The organism is Pseudomonas sp. G7(2022) (assembly GCF_052660475.1).
This window is the reverse complement of record NZ_CP109659.1, coordinates 5,302,787-5,324,527: the sequence shown is the minus strand read 5'-3', so window position 1 is coordinate 5,324,527 and position 21,741 is coordinate 5,302,787. Positions and strand designations below refer to the sequence as shown.

15 protein-coding genes, 2 tRNA genes and 3 rRNA genes are annotated in these 21,741 nt (G+C 57.5%); 14 read left to right on the top strand and 6 right to left on the bottom strand.

Annotated features, from left to right (window positions below; translation table 11 throughout):
• The first annotated feature begins 101 nt into the window (after positions 1-101).
• From pssA to NE357_RS24290, 11 genes are all read left to right on the top strand, one after another.
• The gene (pssA, locus tag NE357_RS24340) at positions 102-959 is read left to right on the top strand and encodes a CDP-diacylglycerol--serine O-phosphatidyltransferase (protein ID WP_065261609.1); all 858 of its coding nucleotides are present in this window, start codon (positions 102-104) and stop codon (positions 957-959) included.
• A 63-nt stretch (positions 960-1,022) separates the two neighbouring features.
• Entirely contained in the window at positions 1,023-2,036 is a 1,014-nt protein-coding gene (msrP, locus tag NE357_RS24335; RefSeq protein WP_169431932.1) for a protein-methionine-sulfoxide reductase catalytic subunit MsrP, read from the top strand.
• Positions 2,036-2,659, top strand: coding sequence for a protein-methionine-sulfoxide reductase heme-binding subunit MsrQ (gene msrQ / locus NE357_RS24330; protein ID WP_169431931.1), 624 nt, complete (start codon positions 2,036-2,038; stop codon positions 2,657-2,659). The genes msrP and msrQ overlap by 1 nt, the downstream gene beginning before the upstream one ends.
• A 540-nt stretch (positions 2,660-3,199) precedes the next feature.
• Positions 3,200-4,736: ribosomal RNA gene (locus NE357_RS24325) — 16S ribosomal RNA — on the top strand.
• An 81-nt stretch (positions 4,737-4,817) separates the two neighbouring features.
• Positions 4,818-4,894 (top strand) — tRNA-Ile (locus NE357_RS24320).
• 30 nt (positions 4,895-4,924) lie between these two features.
• Positions 4,925-5,000, top strand: a tRNA-Ala gene (locus tag NE357_RS24315).
• Between the two features lie 247 nt (positions 5,001-5,247).
• Positions 5,248-8,136: ribosomal RNA gene (locus tag NE357_RS24310) — 23S ribosomal RNA — on the top strand.
• A gap of 165 nt (positions 8,137-8,301) precedes the next feature.
• Positions 8,302-8,417, top strand: a 5S ribosomal RNA gene (gene rrf, locus NE357_RS24305).
• The 16S, 23S and 5S rRNA genes sit together here with 2 tRNA genes alongside, the layout of an rRNA operon.
• A gap of 149 nt (positions 8,418-8,566) precedes the next feature.
• Positions 8,567-9,226 carry a paraquat-inducible protein A gene (locus NE357_RS24300; protein WP_169431930.1) on the top strand — a complete coding sequence of 220 codons (660 nt, stop codon included), beginning with the start codon at positions 8,567-8,569 and terminating at the stop codon, positions 9,224-9,226.
• Entirely contained in the window at positions 9,213-9,836 is a 624-nt protein-coding gene (locus NE357_RS24295) for a paraquat-inducible protein A (protein WP_169431929.1), read from the top strand. The genes NE357_RS24300 and NE357_RS24295 overlap by 14 nt, the downstream gene beginning before the upstream one ends.
• Positions 9,829-12,132 carry a PqiB family protein gene (locus tag NE357_RS24290; protein ID WP_169431928.1) on the top strand — a complete coding sequence of 768 codons (2,304 nt, stop codon included), beginning with the start codon at positions 9,829-9,831 and terminating at the stop codon, positions 12,130-12,132. The genes NE357_RS24295 and NE357_RS24290 overlap by 8 nt, the downstream gene beginning before the upstream one ends.
• Positions 12,133-12,277: 145 nt before the next feature.
• Here the strand turns inward: NE357_RS24290 and mksF are convergent, their stop codons facing one another.
• The 3 genes from mksF to mksB are packed head-to-tail and all read right to left on the bottom strand — an operon-like array spanning position 12,278 to position 17,086.
• Positions 12,278-15,118, bottom strand: coding sequence for an Mks condensin complex protein MksF (mksF, locus tag NE357_RS24285; protein ID WP_169431927.1), 2,841 nt, complete (start codon positions 15,116-15,118; stop codon positions 12,278-12,280).
• The gene (gene mksE / locus NE357_RS24280; protein ID WP_169431926.1) at positions 15,115-15,816 is read right to left on the bottom strand and encodes an Mks condensin complex protein MksE; all 702 of its coding nucleotides are present in this window, start codon (positions 15,814-15,816) and stop codon (positions 15,115-15,117) included. The genes mksF and mksE overlap by 4 nt, the downstream gene beginning before the upstream one ends.
• Positions 15,806-17,086, bottom strand: a complete 1,281-nt coding sequence (gene mksB, locus NE357_RS24275) for an Mks condensin complex protein MksB (RefSeq protein ID WP_162803512.1) — start codon at positions 17,084-17,086, stop codon at positions 15,806-15,808. The genes mksE and mksB overlap by 11 nt, the downstream gene beginning before the upstream one ends.
• A 232-nt stretch (positions 17,087-17,318) precedes the next feature.
• Between mksB and NE357_RS24270 the strand changes: the two genes are divergently transcribed.
• Both NE357_RS24270 and rimI read left to right on the top strand, forming a co-directional pair.
• Positions 17,319-18,071, top strand: coding sequence for an energy transducer TonB (locus NE357_RS24270; RefSeq protein WP_169432706.1), 753 nt, complete (start codon positions 17,319-17,321; stop codon positions 18,069-18,071).
• Positions 18,064-18,516: a ribosomal protein S18-alanine N-acetyltransferase gene (gene rimI, locus NE357_RS24265; protein ID WP_169431925.1), complete on the top strand. Its 453-nt coding sequence runs from the start codon at positions 18,064-18,066 to the stop codon at positions 18,514-18,516. Before NE357_RS24270 ends, rimI begins: the two co-directional genes overlap by 8 nt.
• A 47-nt stretch (positions 18,517-18,563) precedes the next feature.
• Here the strand turns inward: rimI and NE357_RS24260 are convergent, their stop codons facing one another.
• Positions 18,564-18,968: a serine kinase/phosphatase gene (locus tag NE357_RS24260; protein WP_169431924.1), complete on the bottom strand. Its 405-nt coding sequence runs from the start codon at positions 18,966-18,968 to the stop codon at positions 18,564-18,566.
• 142 nt (positions 18,969-19,110) lie between these two features.
• On the opposite strand from NE357_RS24260, the gene can reads away from it, so the two are divergent.
• Positions 19,111-19,755: a carbonate dehydratase gene (gene can / locus NE357_RS24255; RefSeq protein ID WP_007951756.1), complete on the top strand. Its 645-nt coding sequence runs from the start codon at positions 19,111-19,113 to the stop codon at positions 19,753-19,755.
• Positions 19,756-19,763: 8 nt separating this feature from the next.
• Here the strand turns inward: can and NE357_RS24250 are convergent, their stop codons facing one another.
• Together NE357_RS24250 and NE357_RS24245 are read right to left on the bottom strand one after the other, a co-directional pair.
• Positions 19,764-20,288 carry an SET domain-containing protein-lysine N-methyltransferase gene (locus NE357_RS24250; RefSeq protein WP_169431923.1) on the bottom strand — a complete coding sequence of 175 codons (525 nt, stop codon included), beginning with the start codon at positions 20,286-20,288 and terminating at the stop codon, positions 19,764-19,766.
• Positions 20,289-20,465: 177 nt separating this feature from the next.
• Positions 20,466-21,638 (bottom strand): hypothetical protein, encoded by a 1,173-nt coding sequence (locus tag NE357_RS24245; RefSeq protein ID WP_169431922.1) that lies wholly within the window; start codon positions 21,636-21,638, stop codon positions 20,466-20,468.
• Between the last annotated feature and the right edge of the window lie 103 nt (positions 21,639-21,741).

Genomic DNA, 21,741 nt, shown 5'->3' with positions numbered 1-21,741 from the left:
CGTATGGGCGGACGGTTCTGGTATAAAGCTGCATCGTTTGTGGCCGAACCGTCGTCCCAGACACCTGTCGAAAATGTCCAATCCGTTGCAAGGTAATGTCCATGAGCGAACGCCCCGAAGAGCCGAACCAGGCTTCAGACGCCGAAAGCCTGCTGCCCATCGATGAACATGTCGAAGAAGGGCATGACGCAGAAGGTCGTAAAGTCCGGCATCGTGGTATCTATCTTCTGCCGAATCTGTTCACCACTGCGAACCTGTTCGCAGGGTTTTATTCCATTATCAACTCGATGAGTGCCCAGGCGGCCTTGAGCGCCGGGGACGCGGCGAATGCGAGCAAGTACTTCGCGTTCGCAGCCATCGCGATTTTTGTCGCCATGGTGCTCGACGGTCTCGACGGCCGTGTGGCGCGCATGACCAATACACAAAGTGCATTCGGTGCCGAGTACGACTCGCTGTCGGATATGGTTGCCTTTGGTGTCGCGCCGGCATTGCTGGCATTCGGCTGGGCGCTGGGTGACATGGGCAAGGTCGGCTGGATGGTAGCCTTTATCTATGTGGCGGGTGCGGCGCTGCGTCTGGCACGTTTCAACACTCAGGTCGGCACTGCTGACAAACGCTACTTCATCGGACTGGCCAGCCCGGCTGCTGCCGGTGTGGTGGCGGGGATTGTCTGGGCATTCAGCGACTACGGAATACAGGGATCGAAGATGTCGTTCCTGGTTGCGTTGATGGTCGCGGCTGCCGGCATGCTGATGGTCAGCAACATCAAGTACAACAGCTTCAAGGAGCTGGACCTGAAGGGACGCGTGCCATTCGTTGCGATCCTGGCGGTGGTGCTGGTGTTCGCCGTGGTGTTCAGCGATCCGCCGCGCATTCTGCTGCTGGTGTTCCTTGCCTATGCGGCTTCGGGGCCTGTGCAGTACCTGTTGCATCTTCGTCGCCACAAAAACGTCGAGTGATGTAATTTCCCTCATACTCCGCAGTCTATGGGTGCATCTGTCCTCCAAAACTGCGGAGTTGTCATGCTGATCAAAATCCCCAAAGCGTCCGACTGCCATGAGTCGGACGTCACGCCTGAATCCATTTATCTCTCTCGGCGGCAATTGCTCGGTGCTACAGCGGCCGGCCTGGCTGTGGGCAGCCTGCCGCGTTGGGCCAGTGCCGAAGAGGCCGTCCGTTATGCCGATGTCGAGCCCGGAAAGATGCCTGTCTGGTTTTCCGAAAAGCTGCCTTCTATTAAATGGGGCGCCGTGAACGTCAAGGATGAGGCCATCACGCCCTTCAAGGACGCCACCCATTACAACAACTTCTATGAGTTCGGTACCGACAAGGGTGATCCGGCAGCTAATGCCGGATTGCTGAAAACCGAACCCTGGAGTGTGGTGGTGGACGGGGAGGTGGGGAAGCCGGGGCGCTATGCGCTGGAGGACTTCATGAAGCCTTATCAGTTGGAGGAGCGTATCTATCGCCTGCGCTGTGTCGAGGCCTGGTCGATGGTCATCCCCTGGATCGGCTTTCCCATATCGGCGCTGCTCAAGCAGGTGGAGCCAACGTCCAATGCCAAATACATTCGTTTTGAAACCTTGCAGGATCCCAAGAGTATGCCCGGACAGCGTTCAGGATTTGCTCTGATCGACTGGCCCTATGTAGAAGGTTTGCGCCTGGATGAGGCGATGAATCCGTTGGCGATCCTGGCTGTGGGCATGTATGGCCGTGAACTGCCGAATCAGAACGGCGCGCCCTTGCGTCTGGTAGTGCCGTGGAAGTATGGCTTCAAAAGTGTCAAATCCATCGTACGGATCAGTCTGGTGAGTGAGCAGCCCAAGACGACCTGGCAAAGCATTGCGGCAAATGAGTACGGGTTCTATGCGAATGTGAACCCGACGGTGGATCATCCTCGCTGGACTCAGGCTCGGGAGCGACGTCTTCCTAATAGCCTGTTCAAGCCGAATGTGCGTGATACACAAATGTTCAACGGCTACTCGGATGAAGTCGCTTCTTTATATACAGGGCTCGATCTGCGGAAGAATTACTGATGCGATATCCGTTCTGGCGTGTGGGCGTTTTTATTGCAACGGCCATCTGGCCGTTGTGGTGGTTCTATCAGGCCTTTGAGGATCTGCTCGGGCCGGATCCGGGAAAGGTTCTGGTCGATCGGCTTGGGCTTGGGACCTTGGTATTGTTGCTGATCACGTTGAGCATGACGCCTTTGCAGAAGCTCACCGGGTGGGCGGGGTGGATTGCTGTGCGCCGACAGCTGGGGTTGTGGTGTTTCGCGTATGTGGTTTTGCATTTATGCAGCTATATGGCGTTCATCCTTGGATTCGACTGGTCGCAATTGGGTGTGGAGTTGCGCAAGCGCCCTTACATTATCGTGGGTACGCTCGGGTTTCTGGGATTGCTGGCATTGGCGGTGACGTCCAATCGTTATAGCCAGCGTCGTTTGGGTGTTCGCTGGAAGAAGTTGCATCGATTGGCTTATTTGATTCTGGGGCTTGGGTTGCTGCATATGCTGTGGATTGTGCGTGCTGATCTTAAGGAGTGGGCGGTCTATGCCTTTATAGGTGGACTGCTTCTCATGTTGCGCCTCCCGCCGGTAGGCCGTCGAATCCCGCGTTTGCTGGGTAAACGACAGGTTCTGCAAGAAAAACGAAATTAAGTGTTGACGGCAGATTCTGGAGGTCTATAATTCGCCCCACTTCCGGCGCAGTCGAAACGAAAACTCCTTGAGATTCAATGAGTTGCACGGTTTTCGATAGCGGTTTACTTCAGATCATCGAGGCCTGGAAGGAGTTGGAAATGCCGGTTCTTCTGGCGCTTTCAGCGGTTCGATCTTCTCGGTCGAAAGCGGAGAAAAAGAGGTGTTGACAGCAGCGTGTAACGCTGTAGAATTCGCCTCCCGCTGACGAGAGATCGGAAGCGCAAGTGGTTGAAGTTGTTGAAGAAATCTTCGAAAACTTCTGAAAATAATCACTTGACAGCAAATGAGGCTGCTGTAGAATGCGCGCCTCGGTTGAGATGAAAGCTCTTAACCAACCGCTCTTTAACAACTGAATCAAGCAATTCGTGTGGGTGCTTGTGGAGTCAGACTGATAGTCAACAAGATTATCAGCATCACAAGTTACTCCGCGAGAAATCAAAGATGTAACCAACGATTGCTGAGCCAAGTTTAGGGTTTCTTAAAAACCCAAAGATGTTTGAACTGAAGAGTTTGATCATGGCTCAGATTGAACGCTGGCGGCAGGCCTAACACATGCAAGTCGAGCGGATGAAGGGAGCTTGCTCCCGGATTCAGCGGCGGACGGGTGAGTAATGCCTAGGAATCTGCCTGGTAGTGGGGGACAACGTTTCGAAAGGAACGCTAATACCGCATACGTCCTACGGGAGAAAGCAGGGGACCTTCGGGCCTTGCGCTATCAGATGAGCCTAGGTCGGATTAGCTAGTTGGTGAGGTAATGGCTCACCAAGGCGACGATCCGTAACTGGTCTGAGAGGATGATCAGTCACACTGGAACTGAGACACGGTCCAGACTCCTACGGGAGGCAGCAGTGGGGAATATTGGACAATGGGCGAAAGCCTGATCCAGCCATGCCGCGTGTGTGAAGAAGGTCTTCGGATTGTAAAGCACTTTAAGTTGGGAGGAAGGGTTGTAGATTAATACTCTGCAATTTTGACGTTACCGACAGAATAAGCACCGGCTAACTCTGTGCCAGCAGCCGCGGTAATACAGAGGGTGCAAGCGTTAATCGGAATTACTGGGCGTAAAGCGCGCGTAGGTGGTTCGTTAAGTTGGATGTGAAATCCCCGGGCTCAACCTGGGAACTGCATCCAAAACTGGCGAGCTAGAGTATGGTAGAGGGTGGTGGAATTTCCTGTGTAGCGGTGAAATGCGTAGATATAGGAAGGAACACCAGTGGCGAAGGCGACCACCTGGACTGATACTGACACTGAGGTGCGAAAGCGTGGGGAGCAAACAGGATTAGATACCCTGGTAGTCCACGCCGTAAACGATGTCAACTAGCCGTTGGGAGCCTTGAGCTCTTAGTGGCGCAGCTAACGCATTAAGTTGACCGCCTGGGGAGTACGGCCGCAAGGTTAAAACTCAAATGAATTGACGGGGGCCCGCACAAGCGGTGGAGCATGTGGTTTAATTCGAAGCAACGCGAAGAACCTTACCAGGCCTTGACATCCAATGAACTTTCCAGAGATGGATTGGTGCCTTCGGGAACATTGAGACAGGTGCTGCATGGCTGTCGTCAGCTCGTGTCGTGAGATGTTGGGTTAAGTCCCGTAACGAGCGCAACCCTTGTCCTTAGTTACCAGCACGTAATGGTGGGCACTCTAAGGAGACTGCCGGTGACAAACCGGAGGAAGGTGGGGATGACGTCAAGTCATCATGGCCCTTACGGCCTGGGCTACACACGTGCTACAATGGTCGGTACAAAGGGTTGCCAAGCCGCGAGGTGGAGCTAATCCCATAAAACCGATCGTAGTCCGGATCGCAGTCTGCAACTCGACTGCGTGAAGTCGGAATCGCTAGTAATCGCGAATCAGAATGTCGCGGTGAATACGTTCCCGGGCCTTGTACACACCGCCCGTCACACCATGGGAGTGGGTTGCACCAGAAGTAGCTAGTCTAACCTTCGGGAGGACGGTTACCACGGTGTGATTCATGACTGGGGTGAAGTCGTAACAAGGTAGCCGTAGGGGAACCTGCGGCTGGATCACCTCCTTAATCGACGACATCAGCTGCTCCATAAGTTCCCACACGAATTGCTTGATTCATTGAAGAAGACGATAGAAGCAGCCCGAAATTGGGTCTGTAGCTCAGTTGGTTAGAGCGCACCCCTGATAAGGGTGAGGTCGGCAGTTCGAATCTGCCCAGACCCACCAATTTTGTGTGGGAAACGCCTGTAGAAATACGGGGCCATAGCTCAGCTGGGAGAGCGCCTGCCTTGCACGCAGGAGGTCAGCGGTTCGATCCCGCTTGGCTCCACCACTACTGCTTCTGAAGTTTGAAAGCTTAGAAATGAGCATTCCATCAGTGTGATGATGAATGTTGATTTCTAGTCTTTGACTGGATCGTTCTTTAAAAATTTGGGTATGTGATAGAAAGATAGACTGAACGTTACTTTCACTGGTAACGGATCAGGCTAAGGTAAAATTTGTGAGTTCTCTTAATTGAGAAATTCGAATTTTCGGCGAATGTCGTCTTCACAGTATAACCAGATTGCTTGGGGTTATATGGTCAAGTGAAGAAGCGCATACGGTGGATGCCTTGGCAGTCAGAGGCGATGAAAGACGTGGTAGCCTGCGAAAAGCTTCGGGGAGTCGGCAAACAGACTTTGATCCGGAGATGTCTGAATGGGGGAACCCAGCCATCACAAGATGGTTATCTTGTACTGAATACATAGGTGCAAGAGGCGAACCAGGGGAACTGAAACATCTAAGTACCCTGAGGAAAAGAAATCAACCGAGATTCCCTTAGTAGTGGCGAGCGAACGGGGACTAGCCCTTAAGTGGCTTTGAGATTAGCGGAACGCTCTGGAAAGTGCGGCCATAGTGGGTGATAGCCCTGTACGCGAAAATCTCTTGGTCATGAAATCGAGTAGGACGGAGCACGAGAAACTTTGTCTGAATATGGGGACCATCCTCCAAGGCTAAATACTACTGACTGACCGATAGTGAACTAGTACCGTGAGGGAAAGGCGAAAAGAACCCCGGAGAGGGGAGTGAAATAGATCCTGAAACCGTATGCGTACAAGCAGTGGGAGCAGACTTTGTTCTGTGACTGCGTACCTTTTGTATAATGGGTCAGCGACTTATTTTCAGTGGCGAGCTTAACCGAATAGGGAGGCGTAGCGAAAGCGAGTCTTAATAGGGCGTCTAGTCGCTGGGAATAGACCCGAAACCGGGCGATCTATCCATGGGCAGGTTGAAGGTTAGGTAACACTGACTGGAGGACCGAACCGACTACCGTTGAAAAGTTAGCGGATGACCTGTGGATCGGAGTGAAAGGCTAATCAAGCTCGGAGATAGCTGGTTCTCCTCGAAAGCTATTTAGGTAGCGCCTCATGTATCACTGTAGGGGGTAGAGCACTGTTTCGGCTAGGGGGTCATCCCGACTTACCAAACCGATGCAAACTCCGAATACCTACAAGTGCCGAGCATGGGAGACACACGGCGGGTGCTAACGTCCGTCGTGAAAAGGGAAACAACCCAGACCGTCAGCTAAGGTCCCAAAGTTATGGTTAAGTGGGAAACGATGTGGGAAGGCTTAGACAGCTAGGAGGTTGGCTTAGAAGCAGCCACCCTTTAAAGAAAGCGTAATAGCTCACTAGTCGAGTCGGCCTGCGCGGAAGATGTAACGGGGCTCAAACCATACACCGAAGCTACGGGTATCACGTAAGTGATGCGGTAGAGGAGCGTTCTGTAAGCCTGTGAAGGTGAGTTGAGAAGCTTGCTGGAGGTATCAGAAGTGCGAATGCTGACATGAGTAACGACAATGGGTGTGAAAAACACCCACGCCGAAAGACCAAGGTTTCCTGCGCAACGTTAATCGACGCAGGGTTAGTCGGTCCCTAAGGCGAGGCTGAAAAGCGTAGTCGATGGAAAACAGGTTAATATTCCTGTACTTCTGGTTATTGCGATGGAGGGACGGAGAAGGCTAGGCCAGCTTGGCGTTGGTTGTCCAAGTTTAAGGTGGTAGGCTGAGATCTTAGGTAAATCCGGGATCTTAAGGCCGAGAGCTGATGACGAGTGTTCTTTTAGAACACGAAGTGGTTGATGCCATGCTTCCAAGAAAAGCTTCTAAGCTTCAGATAACCAGGAACCGTACCCCAAACCGACACAGGTGGTTGGGTAGAGAATACCAAGGCGCTTGAGAGAACTCGGGTGAAGGAACTAGGCAAAATGGCACCGTAACTTCGGGAGAAGGTGCGCCGGTGAGGGTGAAGGACTTGCTCCGTAAGCTCATGCCGGTCGAAGATACCAGGCCGCTGCGACTGTTTATTAAAAACACAGCACTCTGCAAACACGAAAGTGGACGTATAGGGTGTGACGCCTGCCCGGTGCCGGAAGGTTAATTGATGGGGTTAGCTAACGCGAAGCTCTTGATCGAAGCCCCGGTAAACGGCGGCCGTAACTATAACGGTCCTAAGGTAGCGAAATTCCTTGTCGGGTAAGTTCCGACCTGCACGAATGGCGTAACGATGGCGGCGCTGTCTCCACCCGAGACTCAGTGAAATTGAAATCGCTGTGAAGATGCAGTGTATCCGCGGCTAGACGGAAAGACCCCGTGAACCTTTACTATAGCTTTGCACTGGACTTTGAATTTGCTTGTGTAGGATAGGTGGGAGGCTTTGAAGCGTGGACGCCAGTTCGCGTGGAGCCATCCTTGAAATACCACCCTGGCAACTTTGAGGTTCTAACTCAGGTCCGTTATCCGGATCGAGGACAGTGTATGGTGGGTAGTTTGACTGGGGCGGTCTCCTCCTAAAGAGTAACGGAGGAGTACGAAGGTGCGCTCAGACCGGTCGGAAATCGGTCGTAGAGTATAAAGGCAAAAGCGCGCTTGACTGCGAGACAGACACGTCGAGCAGGTACGAAAGTAGGTCTTAGTGATCCGGTGGTTCTGTATGGAAGGGCCATCGCTCAACGGATAAAAGGTACTCCGGGGATAACAGGCTGATACCGCCCAAGAGTTCATATCGACGGCGGTGTTTGGCACCTCGATGTCGGCTCATCACATCCTGGGGCTGAAGCCGGTCCCAAGGGTATGGCTGTTCGCCATTTAAAGTGGTACGCGAGCTGGGTTTAGAACGTCGTGAGACAGTTCGGTCCCTATCTGCCGTGGACGTTTGAGATTTGAGAGGGGCTGCTCCTAGTACGAGAGGACCGGAGTGGACGAACCTCTGGTGTTCCGGTTGTCACGCCAGTGGCATTGCCGGGTAGCTATGTTCGGAAAAGATAACCGCTGAAAGCATCTAAGCGGGAAACTTGCCTCAAGATGAGATCTCACTGGAACCTTGAGTTCCCTGAAGGGCCGTCGAAGACTACGACGTTGATAGGTTGGGTGTGTAAGCGCTGTGAGGCGTTGAGCTAACCAATACTAATTGCCCGTGAGGCTTGACCATATAACACCCAAGCAATTTGCGTCGGCTCTCTAAACCAGAGCAACCAGATTGCGGTGTGTGAAGACGCAATGAACCGAAAGTTCGACGCTCACAAAGCACCGAAAACTATCCCATACCCAATTTGCTGAAGCGAGGCCGTCAGGTCACGAGTCAGTACCCGAATTTCTTGACGACCATAGAGCGTTGGAACCACCTGATCCCATCCCGAACTCAGAAGTGAAACGATGCATCGCCGATGGTAGTGTGGGGTTTCCCCATGTGAGAGTAGGTCATCGTCAAGATTAAATTCCGAAACCCCAATTGCGAAAGCAGTTGGGGTTTTGTTTTGCCCGCAGGAAAGTTTTTGCTCGCGTCAGAGAACAAATTTGCACAGTTATTTTCGAATCAGGACACTAGAATAGATCCCAACTTTTTCGGAGCCAGAGCCCTTATGTCGGATTCGGTTGACGCCCCAGGGCTGTCAGATTTACCGCTGGATGACTTGGTGGCCTGCCATGAGTGCGATCTGCTGATGCGCAAGCCCAAGCTTGCTCACGGCGAAAAAGCCCTCTGCCCACGTTGCGGTTACGAACTGTACGCTCACCGTCATAATGTGGTGCAGCGCAGTCTCGCCCTGGTCATTGCCGCGCTGTTGCTCTATGTGCCGGCGAACTTTTTACCCATCATGCAGCTCAATGTTCTCGGGCAATCGTCGCAGGACACTGTCTGGAGCGGCGTTGTCGGTCTGTTCAATACCGATATGCGTGGTGTTTCAGTTGTCGTATTCCTTTGCAGCATGGCGATTCCGCTGCTGAAACTGCTGTGTCAGTTGATCGTGTTGCTGACCATCCGTTTTAACTTCGGTCGTAGCTACGGCCTGTTGCTCTACCGCATTTATCACCACCTCAAAGACTGGGGCATGCTTGAGGTCTACCTCATGGGCGTCCTGGTGGCGATCGTCAAACTGGCGGACATGGCCGCCATCACCGTCGGTCTCGGTCTGGCATGTTTCATCGGCTTGTTGTTGGTTCAGGTCTGGCTCGAAGTGGTGATGTCACCGCACCAGATCTGGCAGGCGTTATCAGGAGAGGATGCCCATGCGGGCGATTGATGCGGGCATTCTGATCTGTACCGAATGCCACGAACTGAACAAGCAGGATGCCGACAGCGATCAGCAGACCTGCACCCGATGCGGTGCATTGGTTCACGCCCGGCGGCCCAATAGTCTGGCGAGAACCTGGGCGCTGCTGATCACGGCCGCGATCGTCTACATTCCGGCCAATGTCCTGCCGATCATGACGGTCAGCTCGCTGGGCCAGGGTGATCCGAGCACCATCATGTCCGGCGTCATCCAGTTGGTGCAGCACGGCATGATTCCGATCGCTGCTGTGGTGTTTGTCGCCAGCATTCTGGTGCCGACCTTCAAACTGGTAGGCATTGCGCTTCTGCTGTTTTCGGTTCAACGCCGTCAGCCACTCTCCGCGCGCCAGCGGATCTGGATGTACCGCTTCATCGAGTTCATCGGCCGCTGGTCCATGCTCGATATTTTTGTGATTGCCATTCTGGTGGCAGTCGTCAACTTCGGCCGGCTAGCCAGCGTCGAAGCCAATCTTGGCGCCATCGCCTTCGCCAGTGTGGTGATTCTGACGATGCTTGCCGCTGTCACTTTCGATCCCCGACTGATTTGGGATAACACGGAGTCGGACGCCGACCATGACTGATTTGCCTGTAGCGAAAACCCGACCGGCTTCGAACTGGTCTGCCATCTGGGTACTGCCCCTCATCGCCCTGATTATCGGCGGATGGCTCGGTTGGCGTGCCTATACCGAAACCGGCATCGAGATTCAGGTGCGTTTTGAAAGCGGTGAAGGCATTCAGGCCAACAAGACCGAAGTGGTCTACAAAGGCATGCCGGTCGGCAAGGTGAAAGCCCTCAAACTCGATGATGAAGGCAACTCCAAAGGTGTCATCGCGACCATCGAGATGAACAAGGATGTCGATCAGTACCTGAAGACCAGCACTCGTTTCTGGCTGGTCAAACCGAGCGTGACCCTGGCCGGGATCACCGGGCTGGAAACCCTGGTATCGGGTAACTACGTCGCCATCAGTCCCGGCGAAGGCGAGCCGACCCGCAAGTTCAAGGCCTTGGCCGAAGAGCCGCCGCTGTCGGACTCCAAACCCGGCCTGCACCTGACGATCAAGGCTGATCGCCTCGGTTCGTTGAACCGTGGCAGCCCGGTGTTCTACAAGCAGATCAAAGTCGGCCAGATCAAAAGCTATGTGCTGTCGGAAGACCAGAGCACCGTCGAGCTCAAGGTGTTCATCGAGCCGACTTACGCCAAACTGGTGCGCAAACACACGCGTTTCTGGAACGCCAGCGGCATCAGCATCGACGCCAACCTGTCCGGGGTGAAAGTGCGCAGCGAGTCCCTGGCCAGCATCGTCGCCGGCGGTATCGCGTTCGCTACGCCGGAGAACCGCAAGGACAGTCCGCCCACCGATCCAAGCCTGCCGTTTCGTCTGTACGAAGACTTCGATGCGGCCGCCGCCGGTATCCGCGTGAAGGTCAAACTCAGCGATTTCGAAGGTCTGCAGGCCGGGCGTACCCCGGTGATGTACAAAGGCATTCAGGTCGGTAACCTGAAAGCACTGAAGATTGATCCGGATCTGTCCAGCGCCACGGCTGAATTGACCCTCGATCCTCTGGCTGAGGAATACCTGGTCACCGGCACTCAGTTCTGGGTGGTCAAACCGTCGATTTCTCTGGCCGGCATCACCGGTCTGGAAGCGCTGGTAAAAGGTAACTACATCGCCGTACGCCCGGGCGACAAGGGCGGCGCTCCGCAACGTGAATTCGAAGCCCGGCCAAAAGCGCCGCCGCTGGATCTGCGCGCACCCGGCCTGCACCTGGTGCTGTTTACCGACACCCTCGGCTCGATCGATGTCGGCAGCCCGATCCTCTACAAGCAGGTCAAGGTCGGTTCCGTGCAGAGCTATCAGTTCTCCAAGACCCGCAAACAACTGGTGATCGGCGTCCACATCGAGAAGGAATACGAAAACCTGGTCAACGCTTCGACCCGTTTCTGGAACGTCAGCGGCGTCACGCTGACCGGCGGTTTGACCGGCGGTATTCAGGTCAAGAGTGAATCCTTGCAGACCCTGATGGCCGGCGGCATCGCCTTCGAGACGCCGCAAGCCAAGGCGCCGTTGCAGAAACGGATTCCACGCTTCCGCCTGTTCGCCAACCATGACGAGGCCAATCAGAAGGGCGAGGTGGTGACCATCAAAGTGGACCGCGCCGACGGTCTGCGCAGCGGCACCCCGGTTCGCTTCAAGGGGCTGGATGTCGGCAAGATCGAAAGTGTCGATCTGACCGATGACCTGCAATCGGTGATCCTCACCGCACGTATTACTGAAGTGCCGGAGAAGATTGCCCGGGTCGGCAGTCAGTTCTGGGTGGTCAAGCCGGAACTGGGGCTGATCAAGACCTCGAATCTGGAAACTCTGGTAACGGGTCAGTACATCGAAGTCCAACCCGCTGCGAAAAACCTCGGCCCGCAGAAAAACTTTGTGGCCTTGGCCAATCCGCCGGAAGTGAGCAAGCAAGAGGCCGGCCTCAGCCTGGTATTGAGTGCTGCCCGCCGTGGTTCTTTGAAGCCAGGCGTGCCGGTAACCTACCGCGAAATCACGGTGGGGAAAGTCACTGGTTACGAACTGGGTCAGACCGCCGACCGCGTTCTGGTGCACATCCTGATCGAGCCGAAGTATGCGCCGCTGGTTCGCAGTGGCAGTCGCTTCTGGAACACCAGTGGTGTCGGTTTCGACATTGGCTTGTTCAATGGTCTGACCGTACGGACCGAGTCTCTCGAAACGGCGATTCAGGGCGGTATCGCCTTCGCCACACCGGACGGCGAGAAGATGGGGAATCCGGCACGCGCCGAACAGACCTTCCCGCTGTTCGACAAGTTCGAAGACGAATGGCTGACCTGGGCGCCGAAAATCCCCCTCGGCAAGTAGTCTGGGAAACAGGTGGCGTCGGTGAGGACGCCTTCGCGGGCTTGCCCGCGAAGAGGCCTTGTCATTGAGCACAAAATCCAAGCCATAAAAAAGGCCGCGATCCAGACAGATCGCGGCCTTTTTATTGCCCGTCAGTTAACGCCGGTCAAACCGCATCCAGCTCCGGCTCGTCCGTCTCGACGTTGACGGTGGCCTTCACCACATCGTGGCGACGGATGTACTTCCAGTCCGCCTCGTCGATGTAGATGCCGGCCGGGCCGCTGCCGCCTTCCAGGTCGATGGCGACACTGGCGCAGACCTGCGGCTTCACGCTCGCCAGAATCGGCACGAAGCCCAGTTGCAGGCTGGTTTCCAGCAGTGCGGCCTGGTTCCTTTCGTCGATGTCCGCCGCCTCGTCGAGGTAGTACGGCAGGCGTACGCGACCGGCCAGATCGCGATCCATCAGGTGCAGCAACAAGTACATGTTGGTCAGCGCCTTGATGGTCATGGTGGTGCCGTTGGACGCCGCGCCATCGATGTCGGTGTGGATAACCGGCTGACCGTTGACCTTGGTGATCTCGAACGCCAGTTCGAACAAGTCCTTGAGGCCGAGCTGGTTGTGGTTCGCCGCCACCAGCCGCGCCAGGTATTCCTTGGCTTCTTCGTTCTTGTTGTCCTGCTCGGCGCTCTGGCTCAGGTCGAACACCGACAGGGTTTCGCCTTCTTCGTACTGACCGGCGCTGTGGATGATCTGGTCAATGTGCTTGAGTGCTTCCTTGTTCGGCGCGAGCACGATACGGAAGCTTTGCAGGTTGGACACCTGACGCTTGTTGATCTCGCGGTTGAACAGCGCCAGTTGGTGTTCGAGGCTGTCGTAGTCGCTGCGGATGTTGCGCAGGGTCCGCGCGATATCGGTCACGGCTGCACGACGGGCCTTGCCCAGAGTCAGGGCTTCGTCGGTACGGTGTGCATACGCGTTGATCAACAGCGACAGACGGCGCTCCATATCGTCTTCGCTGTCGAACTTGGCCACGCCCTTGAGGCGTACCTGCGCGTACAGCGCTTCGATCTGGCCATCGGCACGCAACAGGCCTTGCCAGCTGTCCTGATAGTCGTTGAGCAGCGGCAGCAGGTTGTCCATCGAGTCGTCGACCGGATCCATGAACGGCGTGCCGAACGGCAAATCCGCCGGCAGCAACTGGCGGCGACGCAGGGCATCGTCGAGAGTGCGTTGCTTGGCTTCCATGTCAGCAATTTGCCGGCCGACCAGTTGCAGCTTGGCCGACAGTTGCTGGACGCGCTCGGTGAACGCATCGCTGGAGCGCTTGAGTTCGTCCTGCGCGGCTTCCATCTGCGCCAGTTGCTCCAGCTTGTCGCCTTCTTCGGCGCTCAGGGTCTGGGTGCGGCGGAAGTCTTCCAGAGCCTTCTGCGCATCCAGTACCTGCTGGTACAGCGCTTCGGTCTGGGTCTTGCTCGCGGCGCGGTCGGCGGCCACGGCTTGTTGAGTCTTGAGTTGCTTGAGCTCTTTTTCCAGACGCTCTTTCTGATCGCGCAGCGCGGCACGGTCGGCCAGCGCTTGCAGAGCCGGAGGCTCGATGTGCGAGATGTCGATCGACAGGCCCGGCACTTCGAAACGCTCGCCCTTGAAGCCGTCGAGAATCAGCTCCACGGACTTCACCCACTCGCCGTTTTCGTCGAGCGTGATGCCATGTTCGCCCAGCGGCAGGCTGAACAACGCGCTGTTGAACAGACGCATCAGGCGTTCGACGTCCTGTTGCGAGAACTCTTCGCGCAGGCGGGCGTAGCTGTTGTTGTCGGCGTGATCGAGTTGCTGCTTCACCGACTTCAGGCGTTTTTCCAGATCGCGAAGACGTTCTTCGAGATCCTCGGCACTGAACTGACGGGACTGCGCCAGCGCACCGGCCAATTCGTCGTGAGCGTCCTTGGCCGCCAGCAGTTGCTGCTCCAGCACTTTGACGTCATCGACCAGTGCAAAGCGGTTTTTCAGAACCGACAACTCACCGAGCCAGCGCTGGATGCCGGAGATTTCCCGCTCCAGACGCATCAGTTCCTGAGTGCCACCGCGCTGATCGTTTTGCAGATCGTCCTGCTCGCGACGGTAGTGTTCGGCCTGGATCGTCAGTTCTTCCTTGCGCGCCGTGGCGTAGTCCGACCAGGTGCCGAGCAACGAGTCGAGCAGCGGCGACAGGCGATGCAGTTTGCCGCGCAGCACATCGCGTTGTTTCACGCCGTTGGCCAAGGCTTCAACCAACGGGCCGGCAGCCACCAGCGAGTTGTAGTCCTGTTCCATGCGACGTACATCGCGGAAGGCTTCTTCGCACGCCGCAATGTAATCGACGCTGCCGGAACGCAGGCTGTGTTCGAAGGCATCGAGGAACAGCTGCTTGAGCTTGGCTGCGGTGATTTCGCGCATGTGCAGCAGGTTGATGAACAGCGCACGGAAGGTCTTCAGGCTCTGTTCGCTGGTGGAGCGCAGCGGGATCAGCGTCAGGTCCAGCGGGATCGACGTGTGACCGCCAACCAGCAAGCGGCGCAGCTCATCCGGCTTGAGTTCGTAGGCTTTCAGGCCTTCTTTCTCAAGGTTGCTGAACAGCTCTTTCTGACGCAGGCAGGTGTCGTTTTTCTGGTAGTGGGCCAGATCGAGCTTGCCGGCATAGGCAAAGAACTGGTGACCGAAACCGCCGCCCGGGCCGCGACCGACCACGCCGATCACGTGCGGGCCGTGGGGCAGGTTCACTTCGACCAGGATGTAGCTGGTGTCCGAAGCAAAGTAGAAGCGCCGGGATTGTTCCAGGCTGTACTTGCCGAAACTCATGTCCGACATACGCGCCAGAATCGGGAACTGCAAGGCGTTGATCGAGGCTGATTTACCGAGGTTGTTCGCGCCGTAGACCGACAACGGTTCTTCCAGCGGGAACAGACCGAGGCTGTAACCGGCGGTGTTCAAAAGGGCAAAGCGGCGGATGCCGTAGCGTTCCTGGCTCATGCGTCGGACTCCTGTTCTTCGGCAATGGCTCGGGCCAGTGCGTCTTCTTCGCTCTCTTCTTCAAAGTCGGAAAGATCGAGTGGATCGTCGGTCTCGAGGAGTTTGGCCTCGGCCTCTTCGTCGATCAGCACCGGTGCCGGCAGTGGCAGAACGCTGTGCACGCTGGCCGCCAGATCGCGGTCCTGCTGAACCGACAGGCAGACGTCGAGGAAACGGTGCATCGGCGGCAGGAAGCGGTACACGCCGTTTTCTTCCCCGGCGAAACCGAGCTGGGTCATGCGGCGCATGATTTTCTCTTCCAGCTCATCAACGGTCTGCACTTCGGCCTGGATGAACAGGTCGCGGTATTTCTCCAGCAGCGAAGGCAGCTCGTCGCGGCCGAGGCTGCCGCCATCGAGCACGGCGATCGGGTCGCGACCCTGATCGGCCAGATGCTCGACGAGGATGAAGGTGAACAACGCCAGGCGCTGAGCGGTCTTGTTCACCGCCGCTGCGGCCATGTCCGGCACGAAGTAGTAAAAACCACGGGTATCGCAGACGAGTTCGAAGCCCAGTGCCTTGAACAGTGTGCGGTACTGGTCCTGGAAGTTCGACAGCTGCGCGTACAGCTCCGGATCGCGGCGGCTGACGTGGTAGCCCTTGAACAGTTCGCGGAAGATCGGCGCCAGTTGAGACAGTTCGGAGAGATCAAGATGCATGTGGGGTGCTCGCAGAATCCTCGGCGGCGGGGTCGCGGGCCGAGAGCAGGGCGAAGGAGCGCAGGCTGACCTGGTGCTCGTGAGTGTGGTATTCGCGGCGTTCCAGACGCTCGCGCTTGAAGCGTTTTTCCCGCGACAGACGCGAGAACCAGTAAAGCAATTCGTCGGTCGCGCCGTCCGGCTCCTGCTCCAGCAGCCAGGTCATCAGATCCGGCATCGGCAGGGACTCTTCGCAGCGGTCGACCATCTCGCGCACGGTGCGCGGTGCGCGCGGGGCATCGCCGGTCTTCTGCGATTTGTGCGCCTTGGGAAAACGCGCCGGTTTCGGCTCGAAACGGGCCAGGGCGTAGACGTAGGCTTCAACCTGACTGGCACTGCCGAGGAAGGTGCTTTGCGGTCGGGTGAACAGCGGCATCGCGGCTTGCGGTACGGCGTCGATGCCTTTGCGGCGGATCGCGGCCAGCGCCAGTGCGGCGCCCCGGGTCACGGCGTTGTGCCGACGCGCTTCTTCACGCAATGGCAGCAGCAATTCCCGGGCGTGACGCAGGGTCAGCTGGGCGCTGGTCTGCATTTCGAGGATGCGCGCGTGGGTGCGCAGCAACATGTCGTCATCGACCAGATGGCCGAGGCGCTGCTGTTCGCTGAGCATCTTCAGCAGCACGGTTTCGACCTTGCGCACGCCTTGCTCGAAAGCGCCGTCGGCGTTCACCAGATCGATCATCGGCTCGACGTATTCGTCCCAGGTCGCCAGCACCTCGGCGTAGCGCTGACGCAGGGGGATCTGCCGGTCGCTGGTCTTGGCCCGTTCAGCCACGGCCACCAGCGCCTGTTCGTCGTTGTCGAGTTTCTTCAGAACATCGCGCACGCGCATGTCGAGCAGGCGCAGCTGACGGGCCAGGTCATTGCCGTCGCGGATGTCGAACGCATCCTGGATATAACCGGCCAGACGCTCGAGGTGACGCAGGTAGGCTTCGATCTCCAGGCACAGGCCCAGGCGGTGCTCCCGGCGCAGGTAGGCAAGGAAGTCGTGGATCTGTGCGTTGAGCTCGAAGCGGTTCGGGCTTTTCGCCACGGGCACCAGAATGTCGAGGCGAATCCACACATCGAGCAGGCTGGTGATGTCCTGCGGCGTGCTTTCCAGTTGTTGGGCGGCCAGTTGCGTGCGCAGTTCGTTGAGGCTCAGGGTGCCCTGGTCGAAGTGCTCGCACAGTGGCTCCAGAAGTGCCCAGTGTTCAGCGAGGGCGCGCAAGACGCGCTTGGGTTCGATCATCGGAATGGCCGGCTGGTTGGCGATTAAAAGCCGCGATTGTACTGCATCACGGACGATGCGATTCACTCTCGGGACGGGCTGTCGCTTTTTCTGAGGTGAAGAGTAGCGTTCAAGACTATCGATCAACCGCAAGCGATCTTGAGCGAAGGGCGGTAGAATCAGCGCACTTCAGTTATCCACAAGTGGCCGACCCTTGCTAATCGAGTCCCGCCGCCGCGCCTATTTGAACGCCATGCAGGTGGTCAACTGGCTGCCGCGCACCGAATTGCCCTTCGCCGCACCGTCGCGGCCCAAGCTGCTTGAGCCTCTGGCGCCAGAGCCCGAGGCTCTGCTGCCCGTAGCGCCGGCCCCCGAGGCCGGCGCGCCTGCGCAGCCGGCCGCACGCGTGGTCGAACGGCCGAAGATCGAGGTCCCGCGACCGACGCCCGCCAGCGGCCGCCCTGCCGCCAAACCGGTGGAAGAAGTCGAAGAAGCGCCAGTGGTTGCGCGGCCCGCGCCGGTGCCGCCACCGCGTTTCGCCCTGCAATTGCTGCGCGCCGGTCGTTGCCTGTTGCTGGTGGAGTTACCCACAGGCGAATCGTTCCAGAGCCGGGATCCTGCCTATCTGCTGCTCAAGGACATGCTGCGTGCCGCCGGTTTGCCGGATGCGCCGCAGATCGTCGGCGATCCGGTGCGTTGGCCACTCCTGGTGCGCGGCACCATGGATCAGGGCCCGGATGCGGCCCGGGATTTCGTCCAGGGTTTCCTTTCGGTGCAAATGGAGACATCGCCGTGCGCCTGCCTGTGGCTGATCGGTCTGCCAGCGGTGCGCTTCGCCGGTGAGAAGGACGCCGAAGCGTTCAACAGTGAATTGCAGATCGAAGGTCTTGGCCTGGCCTGGGCCGTGCCGGGACTGGAATTGTTGATGGAAGAGCCACAGCGCAAAGCCGCCGTGTGGCAAGCCATGCGTCGGCTGATGGCGCGCTGGAAAGAATCGAATGAGTGATGCTGTAACTTTCCGTCCGATGGTCGAAGCCGATCTGGACGCTGTGCTGAAAATTGAATTCGCGGCTTACAGCCACCCCTGGACCCGCGGGATATTTCTCGACGGGCTGGGCAAATATCAGATCTGGCTGATGTTCGAAGGCGAGCAGCAGGTCGGTCACGGCGTGGTGCAGATCATTCTGGATGAAGCTCACCTGCTCAACATCACGATAAAACCGGAGAATCAGGGCCGCGGTCTGGGGCTGACACTGCTCGAATACCTGATGTCCCGTGCCTATGCGGCAGATGCCCGGGAATGTTTCCTGGAGGTGCGCGACAGCAACACCGCGGCTTTCCGCCTGTATGAGCGCTACGGTTTCAATGAAATCGGCCGTCGTCGCGATTACTACCCGGCGGTGGGTGGGCGTGAGGACGCCGTGGTCATGGCCTGTACTTTGGTTGACTGATCGCCAGTCGAAGCTGCCTCAACCTGAGGCAGCTTCTAACGAGCACTTCAGCGTTTGCCATCCATCGGATCGCGTCGCGCCAATTCCGCTTCATCCAGACCGTTGCCACCACCAATGTCGTCCTCATCGACAATGCTCAAGTCCCAATCCGCCTGTTTGCCTGAACCCAGTTCATCGGCATCACGGGCGCCGTCCTCATGGATCAGGGTTTCCGGGCTCAGGTCATCGTCGGTCGGCTCGTGGTCTGGCATTGAAGCACCGGTCATGCCGGCTTCACGCCCCCGTTCCCGGGGCATCCGTTGTTCGCGCTCACGATCCTGCAGTTCATCGCCGATCTTCGCGCCGGGGTGTTCGTCGTCAAAATTCAGCTCATGCACCGATCCCATGCGGTCTTCGTTATCATCGATGGGCTCTGGTTGCACCGCGTCGAAGGAGCGTCGTGTATCAGTCATGGCAAATCCTCATACTGTGGGCCTTACTGAGGTGGACTCATCGGGCACGCGAGAAATTCCAACGAAATCACTTGCGATCCTTTCGTGACCCCGACAGGCGGTCGTCTGTCAAAGCAGCGCATCTTTCTTGAGGCCTTACAGCATGCATGACTTACAAGACCTGATTGATAACAACGAGCGTTGGGCTGACGCGATCACCAAGGAAGACCCGGATTTCTTCGCCAAACTGGCTCGCCAGCAGACGCCTGAATACCTGTGGATCGGCTGCTCCGATGCGCGGGTTCCGGCCAACGAAATCGTCGGCATGTTGCCGGGGGATCTGTTCGTTCACCGCAACGTCGCCAACGTGGTACTGCACACCGACCTCAACTGCCTGTCGGTGATTCAGTATGCAGTGGACGTGCTCAAGGTCAAACACATCCTGGTCACCGGCCACTACGGGTGCGGCGGTGTGCGGGCGTCGATGCAGGACCGCCAGTTCGGCCTGATCGATGGCTGGCTGCGGTCGATTCGCGATCTGTATTACGAAAAGCGCGAAGAACTGGCCAAACTGCCGACCGAAGAAGAACAGGTCGATCGCCTGTGCGAGCTCAACGTGATCCAGCAAGTGGCCAACGTCGCCCACACCAGCATCATCCAGAACGCCTGGCATCGCGGTCAGAGCCTGTCGATCCACGGTTGCATCTACGGCATCAAGGATGGGCGCTGGAAAAGTCTGAACACCACCATCAGCGGTTTCGAGCAACTGCCACCGCAATATCGCCTGCGGCCGGTTGGCGCACCGTAACCTGCAAGTCAGCGTATGCCTTGTCGCAGCCAGTTCTTTAAGTAGCGCTGGCCTTCAAGGCTGGGTGGTTCGTCGTAACCGGTGATCCAGCCGCGACAATGTGCAGATCTGCAACCGCAGGCGAACTGCTTGAGCAGTTTGTCTTCGGTGGCAGTGAGATCCATGGTCAGTCGCTCGCCCGGCTGAATGTCACGCAGGGCCCACAACCATAATTCGCTCATGTCGATGAACACGTTCGGGTCGCAGGAGTGTTCGATCAGTCCGCAGAACAGTCGATCGTAGATGTGAATACCGGTCTGCAATTGCCGGGTCTGACGGCAGCGGTAGGGCAGCAACTGGCCCGACACCCTGCACATGCGGGTGATGCGCAGGAATTCCCGGCGCGCGACGATTGCGCAAGGCCTTGCCTGGGCGTCGTGAAGCACTTCGAAGTCGGCCCGGGAAGGGAATCCGAGGCGCACGGGAAGCCCGATGAAAGGGTAGATCCCCTCGGTATTGCGGGATGAGTGCTGGTGAAGTACGTGCGTATTCATAACGTTCCCTGTCAGACAGGTGCTGCTACTTCAACGGGCCAGACTCCTTCCAACCCTGCAACACATGGGATCCAATATTCGCGCATATGGGATAGCAGATCTACTGTCATATCTGACAGGCGTGATAGACGTTTCCCCGTGTCAGCCAAGGCTGACACGGGGAAATAGCGTTCCGCGTCAAATGTGCGGAGCAGGCACCGCGGTCTCAGGCATCGGGCTCTGGAGTTGTTTCAACTGAGCCTTGATCGGCGTGGTGGCGCACTTGGCAGCGGCTTGTTCTGCGGTCAGGTTGCGGATCGAGGTGTAGAACAACTCGCAAGTCTTGACCTTCTGCGTTACTTGCCACGTCTGGGTGCAACTGTTCAGCAGGGTTTTCGGGTCGGTGCCCGGCTTGCTGCCCATGCCGGCCTGCCAGCAGGCGGCGCTCAAGTCCTGTCCCATCACTTTCAGCCCCGCCGCGTCAGCCTTGGCCTCGGCGTCGTCGCCGGTGTAGCTCTTGGGGTCGGCGGCGTACCAGATGTAGCTCGGGTGGTTGGAACCCAGTACCGGCACGTTCACCCCGGTGCTCGGAGTGATGGTTGCCAGGCCCAGCACGTTCACGGTCGGTCCATATTGCTGTTTGATCCAGTTACGCACCGGTGCACCGAAGGCCACCATCGGCAGGGCAGCACCGCTGGCGCTGACGCTGACCTGTTTGACCATGGTGGTCTGGTAATCCTTGAAGTAGTCATAGACGCCTTCAAGGTCCTTGCCGGCGCTGGCAGGTGCGGCGATCGGCGCGATGTCGACGATGGTCTGGTAGCCGGGCGTCTGGTCGGCCGGGATACCGTTGTCGGTCAGCAGCGCAGCCCAGCGGTCTGTGGTGTTGGAGCGCAGGTAGTCCTGGGCCTGGGTCAGCGAGTAATCCGGCGGGAAGTGCAGCAGCTCGACGCTTTTACGGTTTTCCAGGGCCATGCCCAATGGCAGGAACAGGTACCAGCTGTAAGCCCACTTGCCATCGGCGTTGAGCTTGCTGGCGCCGGTGTAGGCCAGGTCGCCGGCATCCAGCAGCGCGGTCAACGGCTTGTCGTAGCCTTTGGGCACGCCGCTGATCTCGGCATAGATCTGTCCGTTGTCATTCTTCACCAGCACCTTGGCACCGGTATAGCCATCGCGTTGCACGCTTTGGCTCAGGTAGTGAGCGACAGTCTGCTCAAGCGTCCAGTTGCGAAAGCAGATCACGCTGCAATTGTTGGGATAGGCGAAGAGGCGGGTGACGCGCTCGGTGCTGCCCAGTTTCAGGTCTACATCGGCGTGGGCGGCTGCGCTCAGTGTGAGCGCAGCGAGGGTGAGTCCTGCGAGTTTGAACATGCTCAGATCCTTTTCAGCGTGGGTTCCCCGTTGCTCGGGTGCGCCACATATTGGATCAGCCGAGTGATGGCGAGAAGCCGTCAGTGACAGTTTTTTGAGCTGT